This window comes from Proteus cibi (assembly GCF_003144405.1).
Taxonomy (GTDB): Bacteria; Pseudomonadota; Gammaproteobacteria; order Enterobacterales; family Enterobacteriaceae; genus Proteus; species Proteus cibi.
The window spans coordinates 113494-130082 of record NZ_PENW01000005.1 but is presented as its reverse complement, the minus strand read 5'-3'; the positions used below and the strand labels follow the sequence as shown (position 1 = coordinate 130082).

Sequence of the window (16589 nt, the reverse complement as noted above, 5' to 3'; positions counted from 1 at the left end):
CTCCTGTGTAAATCGTCATTACGTTTTAAATAGGGGTTGAGAGTACTTTGCCTGATAAACGGAAATGAACAACTTACTTTTTCTCATTTTGAGATTAAGATCATGTTGTTTGTTTTGATTAAGGAACTATTGCTTTTTTTACAGTAAGATAGCGATACTCTTCTTTTGCTGATCAATAATTTAATAAAGGATGTCGTTATGCTATTGAAAAATTTAAAAGAACTTCAGTCTTCTAAGACTTCAAAAGCATTGAAACTAAAAAGCCTTTATAAATTGGTAGCAGAGAATGGACCGATAAAAACAGAAACATTGACTGAATTAGCACAAATGAAGCCCGCAACTTGTGCTCGACTACTGGACGAATTGAATGCGCTTCAATTAATTACTACTGCAGAATTAGGGGAATCAACGGGTGGGCGAAAACCTATTTTGTATAATATTAATACCGAAGGCGTGTTTTTAATTGGTATTGAATTGAGCAAAGTTTATTCAACTATTGTGTTAATGGATTTAAAACTCAATATGCTGGATAAAATTAAAATATCGCCAGAGCCTTATTTATCTGCATATGAGATGACAGATAAATTATTACCTAAACTCGATGCTTTGTTATTAAAAAATAACATCAGCTATGAAAAAGTATTAGGATTAGGAATTTCTATTGAGCATGTTGTCGAACATCAATTAGCTTCAAAATCTCTCGATAAAGAATTCGGCGAATTAGAGACACTATTACGTAAAAAAATTCCTACTTACGTTACAGTAGGAAGCGGAGTGCATTTTGCCGCTTTAGCTGAATTTCGTTTATATTACCGCCAAAAAACACAGCGATTTTTATTTACTTCTTGTGATACCGAAGTAAGAGGATGTGCCATTATTGGTAATCAGTTTTTAACTGATACTTCAGCAACGATGAATTGTTTTGGTCATATGACAATTGATGTAAAAGGGCCACTGTGTGAATGTGGCTCTTATGGTTGCTTAAATACATTGTGTTCTTTAGATGCCATAAAAAATAATATCATTCATCAAATAAGAAGAGGGAAGCACTCATTATTAACTTCTCTAGTTAGCACTGATGATGAAATTAACTATCACACTATTTTTCAAGCAATAGAAATGCGAGATCCTTTATGTATTGATGCATTAGAAGAAGCGGCTTATTACTATGGACTTGCTATTGCAAATACGATTTTAATGCTCCAACCTGATATTGTTATTTGTGGTGGAACATTAATACCTAAATATACGTTTTTCGATACCGTTAAAAAAACGATTGAAGCTAAACTTGCACTTTTCTCAAATATAAAAACAGAAGTTTATCCAGCAAGTCACGCTTATGAAATAGTTTCTCAAGGCGCAGGCGCAATGGTATTAGAGCATTTAGTTAATTAAATAATGAAAAAGGCGCTGTAATATCAATTACAACGCCTTTTGGTTTTTTTATTGTTGTTTGTTGTTACAGCTTTAACCCTGGTGAGGTTACCTGCTAGGAGACAGGTTTATTGATATAGATTAACTTTTTACTACAAATTTTTTTATTTACCTCATTGTGAGGTAGGTGATTCTTTTTATTTTGGGTTTAATTTAAACTATCTGTACTAACACCTTATTATTGAGCTGTTACTTTACCCTAGTACTTTGTGCATTTGGGAGCCAATTATAAATATGCCTTACATACCTAGAGAAAAAATAGATTACCAAGCCATTGGCTATCGCTTGCGTGCTTACCGCATAGCCTCTTCATTAAAAGCTGAAGATGTAGCAGAAAGCTTGGGTATTTCTCGTGCTGCTGTATATCGGTTAGAAAAAGGCGAAATTGTTAAAATTGAGACACTTGATAATCTTGCTAGATTATTAAATACCTCGTTAACCAGTCTGTTGGGCATTAATACTGAATATTATTCAAGTGCAAATGGCTTCTTTGAACGAATGCGCCAACTTGAAACTCAATCTTCACATATTTACACCCACTTTGAACCTTTTTCTTACTTATTAACTTCAGATTGTTATGACAAAACATTGGTTGAAATGCTAACAGAGGCATCACCTTTAAATCTTTTGTCTGAAAAACAACAAGAAGTTTTATCTATTTTAAAAGAGCGTAAGAAACATCAGTCCTTACATTCACCTCATATTTATAACCTTATTAGTCAGCAACAAATTGAAAAATTTCTTTATGTTGGCATGCTAGGTTCGGTTAATTTAACTAAAACACTGCAACAAGAAAGAAAAAAACGAGCAAAAAATGAAATTCTTCATTTAATTGAAAAGTTAGAACAAAAAAATAGTTATCTTAATATTGCAATCATTTCAGATACTATGCCGTCTTTAACTTTCCAATTATTTTATCAAGAGAAAGTACCGCTTTCTTTAGCTGTTAGCCCGTTCCGTTTAGGTGAATTTCCTAATGTCAGCACGGGCATTGCCACTGTAACTTCTTCAACGGAGGCGATATTTCAATATCAATCTCTCTTTGATAAATTGTGGTTAAAAGCGACCAAAGGAGATGATGCAATTAACCTTTTAAAACAAATAGTGAGCCATTATTGATTTGCTAATGTGCCTAATGTTTCTGCTAACAAATCTGCAGCGACAGCAATATCACTAAATTCGGTAAATTCATCAGGATGATGACTAATACCAGCAACTGAAGGTGTAAAGATCATCGCCGTTGGATAAAGTGGCGCCATATTCATTGAATCATGGCCTGCACCACTTAACATTGTCATGTAGCTGATATCGTGTTTTTGGCATAAGCTTTCAATAACTTGGCAAATTGAATCATCTAATTTAACTGGCGATTCAGCAGAAATGGGTTGAACATCAATACTCACACCAAAATCTTTTTCTGCTTTTTCAACACTGTTATTTAAACGTTGTACAACACGCTGAATACTTTCAGTATCAATACCACGAATATCAACAGAGAATTTTACTTGCCCTGGAATAACGTTCATGGAGTTCGGAACAACATTGAGTTTACCCACTGTACCTACAGTGCCATAAACCGCTTCAGTGCACGCTGCACGGTTGATATCAGTAATAATCCCTGCACTTGCTACTAATGCATCTTGACGTTGATACATCGGCGTTGCACCAGAGTGATCCGCATGACCATTAACTGTGACTGAAAAACGTGTCGGTGCCGCAATACCATTGACAATACCAATCGTTTTTTTGTCATTTTCAAGGCGTTTACCTTGCTCAATATGAAGCTCAACAAAAGCACTAAAACGATCTTTTTTGATTATGCAATTATCAAGATTATCATGCTGATAACCTAACGATTTTAGCACTTCAAAGAAGTTGTTGCCGTCATCATCTCTATTTTGCTCCCAGCGAGCCTTATCTATTTTTCCGGTTAATACCTTACTGCCAATACACGAAAAGCCAAAACGACTAGATTCTTCCGCGCGGAAAACAACAAGCTCGAGGTCACGTTTCAGTTGTTGTGGTTTGTATTGCATTAAGGCATAAAATCCAGCGATGACACCCAAAGCTCCGTCATAAGCGCCCCCTTGAGGGACTGTATCAAGGTGAGATCCTGTACCTACTGCGGGTAGTGAACGATCTTTACCCGGTAAACGGGCGTAAAGTGTACCAATGCCATCTCGATAAACTTCCAGACCCGCTTCTTTCATTAAACCAGCAAGATACAGATGTGCGGCTTCATCTTCTTCACCATAGGCAATACGAGTGATCCCCTTGCCACTGTTATCTTTTTTATAAATTTGCATTGTTTCAATTAATGCTTTCATATCATCAATTGAGTAATGAGTTGCTGTATCTTGTCGAGTCATAAGAGAATTCTCCCGTGGTTTCTGTAATATCACTTGTCTAAAAAATGAGACAATTTAAGGATTAAAAAAGCCATCTTCAAAGATGGTCACTGTATTTATAATCATTGCTTATTATATTTACTGCTGAAGTTATATTTCGTCAATGACAATTAAGATGAATTTCATATTCTGTGAGGTAGGTATTAATTAAAAGGAGATATATATCTAGAGTATTTCTTAAATGAATTTAAATTGTATTATAAATGTTATAAAAGCGATCGCTTTTTTATGTTAAGTATATTTAAAGTTATATTCTTAGTTTTAAAATGAAAATAAGAATTATTATTGGTAGTAAATTTATTGTTTTAAGAGCTATTTAAATTGTGATTTATATACTAATAATAAAAGATAATTAAAAATACCCCTGACTTTTTTGTATTAATAAAGATATCAGTTTTTATATTAACTAATATTTATAAAATTAGCAGGAGTGGTTGTGAATATCATAAATACTGTGTAAATATATAGAGGTCTTTATATAAAATTAACTTTCTAATTATTAAAATAAATAATGACCTATCTTATATATTTAGATTTATAGTCTATTTATTTTATTGCTTTAGTTAAATGGATTTTTATCTCTCTGCTAAGTAGAAAACTCAATATTTACTATTGATAAGAATTATTAAATATTACACTATAATAGCCGATAATTTGGATGGGATATTGCTTGATTTTTATTCTAAATAAGGATGTGAAAAAATGGCTGAGCGTGAACTAGATTATAGTTATAGTGATGTATATAGAGATACATTAAGAAGAGAATCCAGTTATTTAAGAAAAATAGCAATGAAATTTGCCTATCAATATATTGGTGATTCTTTTGCAAGAATGATGTTCTTAAATGATATAGAACAACTGATTGCTAGAACAGAGTTAGAGGTAAGTAGTTATTGCTTAAGTTTATCAGCAGGATTAGATAATATCTCAGATGAAATTGAAAGGTTAGAGTTACAGGATAATTTACTTAGAAATCGAAGCGTAATGCAATATGCACTTTTTGAAGTAATGCGTAAAAAAGAAGAAAGTGAGAAAAATAATAAATTAATACTCAAACAAGTAGGTTTTGTCAGCGGAGCAATGCAAGTATATGGAGGAGGAGCATCTTGTGTGGGATCTGTCGGAACATTATGCAGTAGTTTAGGGGTTGGAATGGTATCTCAAGGTGTAAATAGTATGATTGAAAATGGACATTATTTATTATTTAGAGAGGATTATAGCGGTCCCATAAGAAACGGATATAGAGCCACATCTAAAGCTTTAGGTTATGGTGATTATGAAGCGGATATATTTTATAATGTGGTTGATTTAAGTTTATCTGGTGCATCACTACTAAAACCAGCTCTTAAAGAAGATTCATGGAAGTTATTTCATTATATTAAGAGTGATTTTATAACATCATGGCAATCAATGGGGCGATTATCACTTACTTCTGAGTTTTTCTTTGATGGTGTGACCTTCTATTCTACATACGATTTATATAAGGAAAAAAATAAAAGTGAATGATTTTGATGTGTTATCACCTTTTCCATTTGGCTGGTTGGAACTTTTTCTATTCTATCTATCTTCATTTCTATTATTTTATATTCTATATAAATTGCAGATTTATCTTCTTAATAAAGAGAGTGGATTTTTAAATTTAATGTATCTTATATTTATTTATATTGTTGGTAGTAGTTGTCTTATTATATTTAAATTTGGTGATAAATTTTTTATTGGTGAATTATTTATAAGATCTGGTAATAAAGATATTATTCGTTATAGTTGTCTCTTTTTTGCACTCTACCTTTGTATCTCACTGACTTTTGGTAAAAAAAAGTAATTTATCATATTGAGATTTTATCAAAAATAGGTTTGGTTAATGGTGAATAAAGAGATTAAATTCACCATTAAGTTTTTACTGATTAATTTAGTTCAGAGATACTATATCCAGAAGTTCCTGCCATTATATGATTACAGGTAATACTTTCATACTGTATGGTGATAATTTCGCTTGGTAATGAATCACTTTGAGTTAAGGTACTTGCATGTATTTGTGAGTAATTGACAATAGAAGCATTTGTTAAAACTATTGTCATATATTTCTCTTGAGCACCAGTATGAGAAGTTCTGTAGTAATCTACTTCACATTTTAAAATTTCATTATTTGTAATTGCTGTAATCAGTAATGGTGTCGATTTATCAACATGTTTGGTTATAGAGAGAGGGGCATGACTTAAATTTTGTCTTCTTGATATATCAAATGTGGATGCTATAACTAATATTTCATTTAAGTGAGAACTCTGATATTTATTGCCAAGTGAATCGTATGAAGAGCATCCTGCTGAAATATTACCCTGAACATTTCCATTTATTCTTAAATAAATATTATTAGACATTAATTGTTTTCCTTTTTATATAATTAAACTTCATGTTTATCTAAAGCTAAATTTATTTTAAAGTTAATCTCATTAGATTAATTTAAGTGTTTTATTATATTTAAAAATGGATAAATTACTATCTAAATACTGTGGTGCTCGAACTTGGGATCGAACAGTTGGATCATGAATTTGGTACTTGGCGCTATGTATATTGTGTTACCGCTTTTCTGGTTTGGTGCCGTAAGTTGGAGTGGGGTAAATCTTGGATTTGCGGTGTCTTCAGCCATTTCAAGTGGTTCAAAAGGCACACAACAAGCAGGTACTCAAGGTGGTTTGGTAATTCTGAATATGGTTAAAAAGGGTATTATGAAAACATAATATGATTATTTGATCTGCCAAAATAATATGGAGCAAAAAGTGAAATAATATAATTATTTTGCTCCGTTATTACCTAAAAAAATTAATAATAATGGACTTATAGATATTAACCCATTATTAAAGAATACATACTTGCTGCATTAATCACACTAACATAAATGATTGCGCCAGATAAATATATAGTTGCAATTCCAATAATGAGTTTGCATAGGTAATTAATATTCACTTTGCTGTAATTTTTATGCAAGTCATGAAGAATGGCTAGAATAATCAGCGCAATAAAGACGACTATACTACCTATAAGAATTTTATATTGATATGACTCACTTCCGAATTTGTCTTTACTAAAAAAAGCACCAAGAGATAGCATAAAGACAACAACCATAGAGGGGGAAATTAAAGACATCGTTCTTCTTAAAAACTCGAAGAAATCAGATCCATCAAAGAACCAAAAACTCTTTTTTTTCGTTTCATTAATATCTGTCATAAAACCTCTAATATAAATTTTTATATGGATAGATAAAATAGAATAAATTCATCGATTTTATTTTTAACATTAATAAATATTTATTCAAGAATAAATTTACATTAATATTTAATAAATCAAATGAATTAAATTAATTGTTATTGTTTTTTTGTATATGGTTTTTTTGAAATATTTAATTGACCTTTTTAATAAAATTAATATGGAGTATTGAGAAAATAATTTAACCTACCTACTAAGTATCCCTATCGTTTTCTCTTCAATTATTACCTCGTTATTTTAACAACAGCCAATGCTTCAGTGCTAATCATTGCACTCGCGATTTGAAAGAAGCGCCTTAGGGCAATCGCAAGCTCACATCATCATTATCTGAGAGATGGTACCTTCGGATGATAACCGCAAGATAATACAAATAATGAAGATGCCACCTGAGCTACGCGCAAACAGCACGCTTTAGCTTATGGTATCTACCTTTTCAATGATAACTACAGTCTGACACACTCGTAGTGACAATATTAAGGATAACTCACTCAAAAAATTAAAGGAGAAAATGAGCTCGGTATCGATGGCAATATCAGCGACAACTGATAGACGGAGGTAGTCTGATTTTATTTATCAGAACGGTTTATACCGCGAACAGCTCTGAGAGCTGGGGAGCCTCGTAAAAACTCAACTTATTGTCGCCTTGATGCACAGATACCCGCGAAAGTGAAAATATAACCATGCCGTCAGGGAGTTTTGATTTTTGTAAAGAGATTAATAATATTGTTTATATAACATTGTGTTTTTTGTTCGGCTACTTAGTTATGTTATGTAAATTTTATAGATCTGTAATTATTGGGATATTTGTCATTCTATTAAGTAAAAATTTGATATAATTATTTGACGGTTTTGAGATAATTTTTTCATTAAAATCTTTTAAATCATTGATTGTACGTATTTTTTTTATTGGTTTTTGAGATAATTTTTTAGCTCAGTTGAGATAATTAAACATAATGGCCCAATTTAATCACTTCGCACTTGGACTCTTGAATCCAAGTTTTGATTCTCCTTTAGTTGATGCTTTAACAGAGTTAGAGTTACTCCGACATTTACGATTAGAAACAGATGTCCATCCACTTTTATTTGCTCAATTGAAAGATATTTTTCACATGTTGGAGAGTCTTGGCTCTGCAAGAATAGAGGGAAACCATACTACACTTGCTGATTATGTTGAAAGTAAAGTAGAAGGAACACAAAATTCTACCGATCAGCTTAAAGAAATTAATAATATTGAAACAGCAATGGAATTTATCGATGAATACTTAAAAAATGGGGATGATATAACTGAGTATTTTATTCGAGAATTACATAGCTTAGCTGTGATGGGTTTACAACGAGAAGGTGATAAAACACCAGGTGCTTATCGCCAGCATAATGTGAGTATTGCTTTGTCAGAACATTTACCTCCAGAATATATTCATGTTTCTGATTACATGAAAGAACTGACGGCATTTATAAATCAGGTAGATAAACCTAAATATGATTTGATGAAAATTGCGTTAGTTCATCATCGATTTGGATGGATCCATCCTTTTGGGAATGGTAATGGGCGTACAGTACGACTGTTAACATATGCATTATTAATTAAATATGGGTTTAATGTACAAGCTGGGGGGCGAGTTCTTAATCCAACAGCAGTCTTTTGTAATGATAGAGAACGTTATTATGCAATGCTTTCTGAAGCTGATAAAGGAACAGAACAAGCGTTAGAAGAGTGGTGTATATATGTTCTTTCTGGGATCTCAGTAGAACTTAAAAAGCTAGATCAATTAACTAATCATGCTTTTTTAAGTAAAAAAATACTATACCCAGCGATTGATTTCTCGTTAGAAAGAGAACTTATAAATACTTTTGAATCAAAGGTATTAAAGCAAACAGTAGAGTTAGGAACAATAAAATCTGGGGATATTCGTAAGATTTTACCTAATTTAAAACCATCCCAAATAACGTATCAGCTTAGTAAATTAATTGAAAGAGGGTTGTTGCAACCTATAGAAGAAGGATCTCGAATTTATATTGCAAAATTTTCAAATTCTTATTTGATCCGAGGTGTTATTAAAATTTTAAAAGAGGAAGGATTTATTCATAATTTATAATTATTATTTGGAATATTATTATTAATAATAAATGATATTTTTATCAGATAATTTTTAGTTTCTGATGAGGAATAACTTTGTCCAAATTAAGCAAATAATTAACCACATTAGCAAAACAAGGTGGAGGGAGTTTTAAAACCGTTGCAGATCGTTTGAAAATCGCCTCTCGCATTGCCGATAGAATGGGAAAACTGAATATTCAAATTCGTGATGTAAAACATATCAAAACAAACCATATCGAGCTTTATATCAAAAGTCGACAGGAAGAAGGCATTTCAAAAAGAACAATTCAAAACGAAATGGCAGGCATTAGGAATATTTTAGCGGTTGCTGGCAGAACAAAGCTTGCCTCACCTCAACATGAAAAACTCAGTAATCATGCGCTTGGTTTATCGAATGCGAGCCGTGATGGTACGAAAGTAGCTATTAGCGAAGAACGGTATTTATCTGCTTTTTATCATGTAGAAAAGCAAGATATGGGGGTTGCAATGACCATGCAACTAGCACGTTATTTCGGGTTACGTACTGAAGAGGCAATACAGTCAGCAAAGTCATTAAAAACATGGCAACGCGCTCTGCTCCAAGGTGATAAAAATGTTCGTATTGTCTTTGGTACAAAAGGGGGAAGACCTAGAGATACGACGATTATTGATCGTGACAAAATGTTATATGCTGTCAATCAAGCTCTGAATTTAGCTTCTCAATCTAATGGTAAATTGATTGATAAACCCGATTTAAAATCTGCCATAGATCGCTATCGAAATGTTGTCAGAAATGCCGGGCTAACAGGTAAATACGCGCCTCATAGCTTACGTTATGCATGGGCAGTAGATGCAATGGATTATCATAAAAATAATGTTTCCGCATTATACCCATCACTAGAAAATTTAGTGAAAGAAGCACAAAAGGTAGGCGTTGAACCGACAGATCAAGTGTTCAATGTTGGGTGGTTTGATTTAATGAAAAGAAAGAAACATCCCAAGAGCATGGGCGAATATCCATTACGCTCATTTTTCAAACGCTTATTAGCAGAATGTAACTTTATCATATCACCACATCGCTTTCGACATACCGTCGCAACACATATGATGCAATCACCAGAACGTAATCTTTATGTTGTGAAAAGGCTATTAGGTCATGCCAGCATTACATCGACATTAGAATACATTGATGAAAGTGTTGATAACTTGCGAGATATACTTGAAGCGGAATTGATGTGATGAAAATAACAGGAGGGGTATCAAGATTTGACAGTGATTAGGAAAGAAAGTAAAAGTTACAAATAAAAAAAACAGCCTTGGTATGAACAAGACTGTTTATTCAAAGCTTTTAATAAATTTTAACAACAGATAACTTACGTTAAATTTGTGTCTTATCTTAGCTTTTTTGCCCTCTCAGTGATTTAACTCACTGACGAACAAATGAAAGATGGTGCCCGAACTCGGAATCGAACCAAGGACACGGGGATTTTCAAACAGTTATGAGAAAAATATATTTGGTATCTGTCACTGATAATATTTTATCAGGTGACTTATATGTATGTAATTTCAGTTATTTCTACAAAAGGTGGGGAAGGTAAATCCACTCATTCCGCAAATCTTGCAGGAATATGTGCTGACGCAGGGTTAAAAACTCTGCTTATTGATGCGGATTACGCACAGCCAACAGCTTCTAGTTATTATTCTTTGCTTTATGAAGCGCCTTGTGGTCTCTATGAACTACTGATGCAAACAGTTGATCTCAATCATCCAGAACGATTAATTTCTCATACTTGTATTCGTAATCTCGATCTTATTATCTCTAATGATCCTCATGAACAATTAAAAACGGCCATGATGCATGCCCCTGATGGCCGAATTCGTCTGCATAATCTATTACAACACCCACTTTTTACTGCTTATGATGTGATTATTATCGATTCACAAGGTGCTCGTTCTATTATGTTGGAATTGGTGTTACTCGCAACTAACCATATTGCTGTTGCGATGATCAAGCCGGTGCTACCCGATGTTCGAGAGTTTTTGCGGGGAACGGTAACACTAATGGAAGAACTGTTACCGTATCAAGGTTTTGGTATTGAATTGCCACCGATGAAAATTCTGATTAATTGTATGGATTATACAGTTTTGGCAAGAAAAGCCCTTAAGGCACTAACTGCGATTATTCATAACAGCTCATACAGTAAAGAAAAAATCCCACCGATCTCACTACTACAAACCCAGGTTTATGATCTCGATATTTATAAATTAGGTCATAGTAAAGGTCAGCCCGCACATCGTCTCGAATATCAAACAGATCGCAAAAGTTTACCTGCTGCACAAACAATGCATAACTTGGCTTGTGAATTATTCCCTCAATGGAAAGCGAGTTTCGATTTGGTTTTGAAACACCAACCAAAGGGGAATGCACTGTGAAATTTTATTGCGCAATACTGAATATGCTCAACTCCCCGTGTCGAGGTAATGATTTATTATCTCCCATTACATATATTCAATATAATGGGAGATAATAATGAGTAATCAAAAACAGAAATTACCTCCTCATTCTATTCATGCCGAGCAAGCCATATTAGGTGGACTCATTCTTAATAATGAACGTTGGGATGATATCTCATCGATTATTTCTGCGGATTATTTTTACTCTCGTCCTCATAAAATTATCTTCTCTGCGATCCAGTCATTATTTCAACAAAATAAACCTGTTGATTTGATTACATTAACTGAATCAATGGAACAACAATCTATTTTAAATCAATGTGGTGGTTTTGGTTATCTTGCGGAGCTTTCTAAAAATACACCCAGTTCAGCCAATATTGTGGCGTATGCAGAACATGTCGCCAATTACAGCCAAAAGCGTCAATTACTGGCATTAGGACATGAACTTGTCACTCAAGCGAGTGATGTGAGTAGTGATTTATCTGGACTATTAGAACAAACAGAACAACGTATTTTTAACATTACTGAACAACAACGTTTAGATGATAATGTAGACCTCCCTTCATCAATTGAAACCTTTCTCAATGAACTAGAGCAACGTTGTAGTCATGAAAATCTGATTACTGGAACACCGACAGGATTTGAGGAATTAAATGACATGACCTGTGGCTTTCAGCCGAGTGATCTAATTTTATTGGCAGGTCGCCCATCAATGGGAAAAACCGCGCTAGGACTCACTTTCTGTGAAAGCGCATTGAATGATTGTGTTGATAAAACTGTACAAATTTATAGCTTAGAAATGCCAACCACGCAGTTATTAATGCGCTTTACATCAATGTTAGGACGAATACCTTTACAACATTTGCGTAATGGCAATATGCAAGATGAAGATTGGGCAAGAACAAGTAATGCAATGAACATATTGCTTGATAAATGGAAAGGGCGATTAATTATTGATGACTCAAGTTATATGACACCAACAATACTGCGCTCTAGAGTCAGAAAAAACATTCGTAAATACGGTTATCCTTCACTTATTTTAATTGACTATTTACAGCTTATGCGGTGCCCAAATCAAGAAAATAGGACTCAAGAAATTGCCGAAATTTCTCGTTCCCTTAAAGCATTAGCCAAAGAAATGGAATGCCCGGTTGTTGCCCTTTCTCAACTTAATCGCTCATTAGAAAATCGGGTAGATAAACGCCCTAACAATGGTGATTTACGAGATTCAGGCGCATTAGAACAAGATGCTGATTTGATCATGTTTATTTATCGAGATGAAATTTATCACCCTGATAGCGCAGAAAAAGGGATCGCTGAAATTATTTTAGGGAAGCAACGTAATGGCCCTATTGGTACGGTAAAAGTGCAATATCAGGCAAATATCACACGTTTTGAAAATAGATTAAGTGGGCATTATGCAAGCTGAAAAAGTAATTTCTTTAGATGAAAAAATGCTTCAACGAGGTAGAGCACCTAAACAGTCAGCATCAAAAAATGTATTAACGGTAAGTGAAATACCGATGGTGTTGACCTTAGAGCAACTCCGACCTAATCCCGATAATCCACGTACTTCACGTAATCCAAAATATGATGATATTAAAGCTTCAATTCGTGCTCGTGGTTTAGATTCTGTTCCTAAAGTCACCAAAGATCCTGATTGTACCGATGATATTTATATTTTTAGTGATGGGGGCAATACACGTTATGCCATTTTAACAGAGCTTTATGCTGAAACAGGGGATGAACGTTTTCATTCGCTTCAATGTATTGTGAAACCGTGGCCTGGTCGATTGCAATGCATGATTGGGCACCTTGCTGAAAATGATATTCGAGGTGAATTATCATTTATTGATAAGGCATTTGGCATAAAGAAAACACACACAATTTACGAGGAACAGTTAGGTCGTGAAGTAAGTCAACGGGAGCTATCTGATCTTCTCAAAAATACGGGATATCCTGTTCATCACTCCAATATCAGTCGAATGTTTGCAACAATTGAGTATCTTTATCCTTGGATCCCCAATTTACTGAATTCAGGAATGGGAAGACCACAAATTACGCAGTTAATAGCTTTACGCAACTTAGCTGAAAAAGCATGGAACACCTTTATTCAAAAGACAAAAATATCACCAGAGCAAAGCTTTAATGATGTTTTTGGGCAAGTTTGTCACTCTTTTGATAATGCTGAATATTACTCAATAGAACTCCTAAAAGATGATTTGATTACCTCATTATTGGAGATTATTCCTGATCCTTCGATTACTTATGATAATTGGTTGATTGAACTATCGCCTAAAACTCAGAACTCCTCTTCGGAGATTATAACCTCGTCAATTAAGGATGATGATCAGCAAGAAAACCCGCCTATTAAGCAATCTGAAAAATCGAAAGCTAAAAAGCTAAGGATTAAACAAGAGCCTCAATCTCAAGTTATTCCGGTTGTAAACGAATTAGAGTCTGTCACAGATATCTGGCATATCTCTGCATTACACGATGATATTGAACATCTTCAAGATATTGCCTTTCGTTTAGCCTTTGAACTAGCCGAAGTGATGGGTGTTGAATCTACTATTCAAGAAAATAAATCTGCTTTAAGTGCTGGATTCTCACTAACACACCATGCCCAAAATGGACTCTTTGTCGCTTTAAGTGGTGATGAATCAAACTCAACTTTAGCGCCATTTATGGACGCATTAATAGGAAATGAGAACTTACTTGGTGAGCCGTTGCTTGATGATGCTTACACAATGAAATTTCTACGATTAATCAGGATTATTCGACGATTACGCGAATTACAACGACAAAATTCTGCTGAGATAAATGAATGAATCAACCAATAGTATCAAGGCTGATTGTGTTGTTATGTTTAGTTGTTTGGACTGCCAATATTGTGATGATTTATGGAGGAATAACGCAATGAATACACTATTAACGGAAATTGTGATGAAACTAAAAGCAGGAAAAATTCGTCACATTGAATCAATGGGATTAACACTGGATGAGATCCAAGCGCTCGATAAATTGACGGTAGAAGATCTCTATTATCTGGTGAATACACCGGTGCCATTTTTGACGTTAAATATCAATCATTGCAATCTTAACACAATGTTGAAACAAGCTCGTCAAGAGCAAAAACGGATCAAATATATTAATCGAGCATTAGCATTGCAGGGTTCTATAGAGTTAATGCAGCACTTTTTTGGGCTTACTGCGATTGAGGTGAGTTCTCGACGTCGATTGGTAGGCATTGTCGCTAAACAGGGACGTAATATCAATCCAACTGAAGAGCAGGAATTATTGATATGGCAACAATGGAAAATAGCAGAAATTCATAATATTGATTCATTAGAGGCTTTAGAAGTGATGATGGATATTGCTGAGCAACAAAAAATTCCGCTTGCTGTCGTCTGGTCATTAACTAAAGAGTGGAGTGCTATTTAATGGCAACTGTGCCGGTCGATAATATTATTCAACAAACACTAGCAAAGATGCAGGATCATATTGCACAAAAGTCGCAATCTGGTGATATGAGTAATGAGCAAAGTGGATTGCTATTTTTAGGCAATGTGCATGATGCTATTCCTCGTCGGCTATTTTTAGATAGCCGATTATCGCCATTAGATAAAATGGCTTGGGTCATGATCAGACTTTATGCTCAACAAAATGAGGGCGCTATTTTTCCAACCTATGATGAGTTACAAAGCCAGCTTGCATTGCCTCATTCTGATAAAGCATCCCGAGAAACAATCAGTAGAGCCTTGTTGATGTTGCGATTAACCGGCTGGCTAAGTTTATGCAAAAGAGTCAGAGATAAATCAGGGCGTATTCGAGGTAATATTTATGCTCAGCATGATGAGCCATTAGGTGTGTTTGAGTGTGAATATTTTGATCCCAGTTGGCTTGATACGGTGGCTCAAGCATGTAGCCACAGCAATAAAACAGTACGCTTAACAGCAATTGCTGTTTTACAAAGTATCAAAACCGAGAAACGAATGCGTCACCGACATGCTCGTGTCGCTCTTATTGAAGCGCGTTTATCATCACCACAAACACCACAACAAATGGTGACGGAAAAGCAGAAGAAAATAACCTCTTCTAAAATCGAACTTAGTTCAAAAACTCCTAGTTCGGAAACCGAACTGGGTAATAAAAACACCACTCAAATACCGAGTTCGATTTCCGAACTAAGCCGTAAATCAAGGGATTGCGACCCAGTTCGAAAATCGAACCGTTACGTACGTAGTTTTACACAGAGTGTAAAAGATACGTATACAGCAACAAACTCAACGCTACTTTGGTCAACTCAAGTCACTGAACGACTCAATCCAGAGGATAAAATGATGCTAGAGAGACAACTCAAGGCATTACCTGATGGATTAGGGCAACGACTCCTTGATGATTTAGCCGATAGAATGAAAAAAACAACAGTCAGAAATCCCATCGCGTACCTGTTAGCTAACCTCAAACGTGCTCGAGAGGGGCGATTTAATTTGGGCAACAGCGCTACCGATAAGCCATTGGAAAAAATGCAGCCAAAATCACCTGAAACCGTATTAGCGGCAGAAAAAAGAGTGATTAAACGTGCAAGAAGAGAGTATGTGTCAGGTGTTATGGCTGAACTTAGAGAAGCTTATTTTAGGTAGGGGAGGAGTGTTGACAGTGTCAACATGTGAGAAAAAGGTCTGAGATGAAAAATAATAGTCTTTTAAAGATAATTCTTTAAGGTTATTCATTTTAAATAAAACTGTACAATTGAAATAATAACTAGTGAATATTAAAAGAATAATTAAATTTTTATTTAATGAATAATTCGAAAAGATAAAATTAATAATTTGTTGAATAATAAAGGTTATTTTTTATCTAGAAAGTATAAAATAAAACTGGTTATTTAAACTGTTTTTATATACAGTATTAATATGTGATCTAGGGGGAACTTATTCATATATAAT

General features: G+C 34.2%; 13 protein-coding genes and 1 pseudogene. 11 read left to right on the top strand and 3 right to left on the bottom strand.

The genetic code is table 11. The features are described from left to right. The first annotated feature begins 198 nt into the window (after nucleotides 1-198). Together DK865_RS01465 and DK865_RS01460 are read left to right on the top strand one after the other, a co-directional pair. On the top strand, nucleotides 199-1395 hold the full coding sequence (locus DK865_RS01465; protein ID WP_023581039.1) for an ROK family protein: 1197 nt from the start codon (nucleotides 199-201) through the stop codon (nucleotides 1393-1395). Between the two features lie 273 nt (nucleotides 1396-1668). Beyond that, the gene (locus tag DK865_RS01460; RefSeq protein WP_023581038.1) at nucleotides 1669-2553 is read left to right on the top strand and encodes a helix-turn-helix domain-containing protein; all 885 of its coding nucleotides are present in this window, start codon (nucleotides 1669-1671) and stop codon (nucleotides 2551-2553) included. Here DK865_RS01460 and DK865_RS01455 read toward each other — a convergent pair. Beyond that, nucleotides 2547-3803 carry a Zn-dependent hydrolase gene (locus DK865_RS01455; protein ID WP_023581037.1) on the bottom strand — a complete coding sequence of 419 codons (1257 nt, stop codon included), beginning with the start codon at nucleotides 3801-3803 and terminating at the stop codon, nucleotides 2547-2549. The two genes, DK865_RS01460 and DK865_RS01455, sit on opposite strands and share 7 nt — an antisense overlap. 741 nt (nucleotides 3804-4544) lie before the next feature. On the opposite strand from DK865_RS01455, the gene DK865_RS01450 reads away from it, so the two are divergent. Beyond that, entirely contained in the window at nucleotides 4545-5348 is an 804-nt protein-coding gene (locus DK865_RS01450) for a DUF4225 domain-containing protein (protein ID WP_109390991.1), read from the top strand. 398 nt (nucleotides 5349-5746) lie between these two features. On the opposite strand, the gene DK865_RS01440 is transcribed toward DK865_RS01450, so the two are convergent. Beyond that, entirely contained in the window at nucleotides 5747-6220 is a 474-nt protein-coding gene (locus DK865_RS01440; protein WP_109390989.1) for an Hcp family type VI secretion system effector, read from the bottom strand. 144 nt (nucleotides 6221-6364) lie between these two features. Between DK865_RS01440 and DK865_RS01435 the strand changes: the two genes are divergently transcribed. Continuing rightward, nucleotides 6365-6580, top strand: a complete 216-nt coding sequence (locus DK865_RS01435; protein WP_194295165.1) for a hypothetical protein — start codon at nucleotides 6365-6367, stop codon at nucleotides 6578-6580. A gap of 106 nt (nucleotides 6581-6686) precedes the next feature. Here DK865_RS01435 and DK865_RS01430 read toward each other — a convergent pair whose 3' ends face one another. Further along, nucleotides 6687-7067: a hypothetical protein gene (locus DK865_RS01430; protein WP_109390988.1), complete on the bottom strand. Its 381-nt coding sequence runs from the start codon at nucleotides 7065-7067 to the stop codon at nucleotides 6687-6689. Between the two features lie 992 nt (nucleotides 7068-8059). On the opposite strand from DK865_RS01430, the gene DK865_RS01425 reads away from it, so the two are divergent. From DK865_RS01425 to DK865_RS01395, 7 genes and pseudogenes are all read left to right on the top strand, one after another. Continuing rightward, the gene (locus DK865_RS01425) at nucleotides 8060-9202 is read left to right on the top strand and encodes a Fic family protein (protein ID WP_023581029.1); all 1143 of its coding nucleotides are present in this window, start codon (nucleotides 8060-8062) and stop codon (nucleotides 9200-9202) included. Between the two features lie 77 nt (nucleotides 9203-9279). Then, nucleotides 9280-10422, top strand: a pseudogene (locus tag DK865_RS01420) (integrase domain-containing protein). A gap of 315 nt (nucleotides 10423-10737) precedes the next feature. Then, nucleotides 10738-11616 (top strand): ParA family protein, encoded by an 879-nt coding sequence (locus DK865_RS01415; RefSeq protein WP_109390987.1) that lies wholly within the window; start codon nucleotides 10738-10740, stop codon nucleotides 11614-11616. 97 nt (nucleotides 11617-11713) lie between these two features. Continuing rightward, a complete protein-coding gene (dnaB-PI, locus tag DK865_RS01410) occupies nucleotides 11714-13066 on the top strand; it encodes an SPI-7-type island replicative DNA helicase (RefSeq protein ID WP_109390986.1) in 1353 nt (450 codons plus the stop codon). After that, a complete protein-coding gene (locus DK865_RS01405) occupies nucleotides 13056-14468 on the top strand; it encodes a ParB family protein (RefSeq protein ID WP_109390985.1) in 1413 nt (470 codons plus the stop codon). Before dnaB-PI ends, DK865_RS01405 begins: the two co-directional genes overlap by 11 nt. Nucleotides 14469-14556: 88 nt before the next feature. Continuing rightward, nucleotides 14557-15081 carry a DUF2857 domain-containing protein gene (locus DK865_RS01400; RefSeq protein WP_109390984.1) on the top strand — a complete coding sequence of 175 codons (525 nt, stop codon included), beginning with the start codon at nucleotides 14557-14559 and terminating at the stop codon, nucleotides 15079-15081. Continuing rightward, the gene (locus tag DK865_RS01395) at nucleotides 15081-16283 is read left to right on the top strand and encodes an STY4528 family pathogenicity island replication protein (RefSeq protein WP_109390983.1); all 1203 of its coding nucleotides are present in this window, start codon (nucleotides 15081-15083) and stop codon (nucleotides 16281-16283) included. The genes DK865_RS01400 and DK865_RS01395 overlap by 1 nt, the downstream gene beginning before the upstream one ends. Nucleotides 16284-16589 lie beyond the last annotated feature (306 nt).

Excerpts from the sequence above, each read along its gene's own strand:
- DK865_RS01465 (WP_023581039.1), top strand. The coding sequence starts at position 199 with ATGCTATTGAAAAATTTAAAAGAACTTCAGTCTTCTAAGACTTCAAAA.
- DK865_RS01415 (WP_109390987.1), top strand. The coding sequence starts at position 10,738 with ATGTATGTAATTTCAGTTATTTCTACAAAAGGTGGGGAAGGTAAATCC.
- DK865_RS01430 (WP_109390988.1), bottom strand. The coding sequence starts at position 7,067 with ATGACAGATATTAATGAAACGAAAAAAAAGAGTTTTTGGTTCTTTGAT.
- DK865_RS01405 (WP_109390985.1), top strand. The coding sequence starts at position 13,056 with ATGCAAGCTGAAAAAGTAATTTCTTTAGATGAAAAAATGCTTCAACGA.
- DK865_RS01425 (WP_023581029.1), top strand. The coding sequence starts at position 8,060 with ATGGCCCAATTTAATCACTTCGCACTTGGACTCTTGAATCCAAGTTTT.
- DK865_RS01450 (WP_109390991.1), top strand. The coding sequence starts at position 4,545 with ATGGCTGAGCGTGAACTAGATTATAGTTATAGTGATGTATATAGAGAT.
- DK865_RS01395 (WP_109390983.1), top strand. The coding sequence starts at position 15,081 with ATGGCAACTGTGCCGGTCGATAATATTATTCAACAAACACTAGCAAAG.
- DK865_RS01460 (WP_023581038.1), top strand. The coding sequence starts at position 1,669 with ATGCCTTACATACCTAGAGAAAAAATAGATTACCAAGCCATTGGCTAT.
- dnaB-PI (WP_109390986.1), top strand. The coding sequence starts at position 11,714 with ATGAGTAATCAAAAACAGAAATTACCTCCTCATTCTATTCATGCCGAG.
- DK865_RS01400 (WP_109390984.1), top strand. The coding sequence starts at position 14,557 with ATGAATACACTATTAACGGAAATTGTGATGAAACTAAAAGCAGGAAAA.
- DK865_RS01440 (WP_109390989.1), bottom strand. The coding sequence starts at position 6,220 with ATGTCTAATAATATTTATTTAAGAATAAATGGAAATGTTCAGGGTAAT.
- DK865_RS01455 (WP_023581037.1), bottom strand. The coding sequence starts at position 3,803 with ATGACTCGACAAGATACAGCAACTCATTACTCAATTGATGATATGAAA.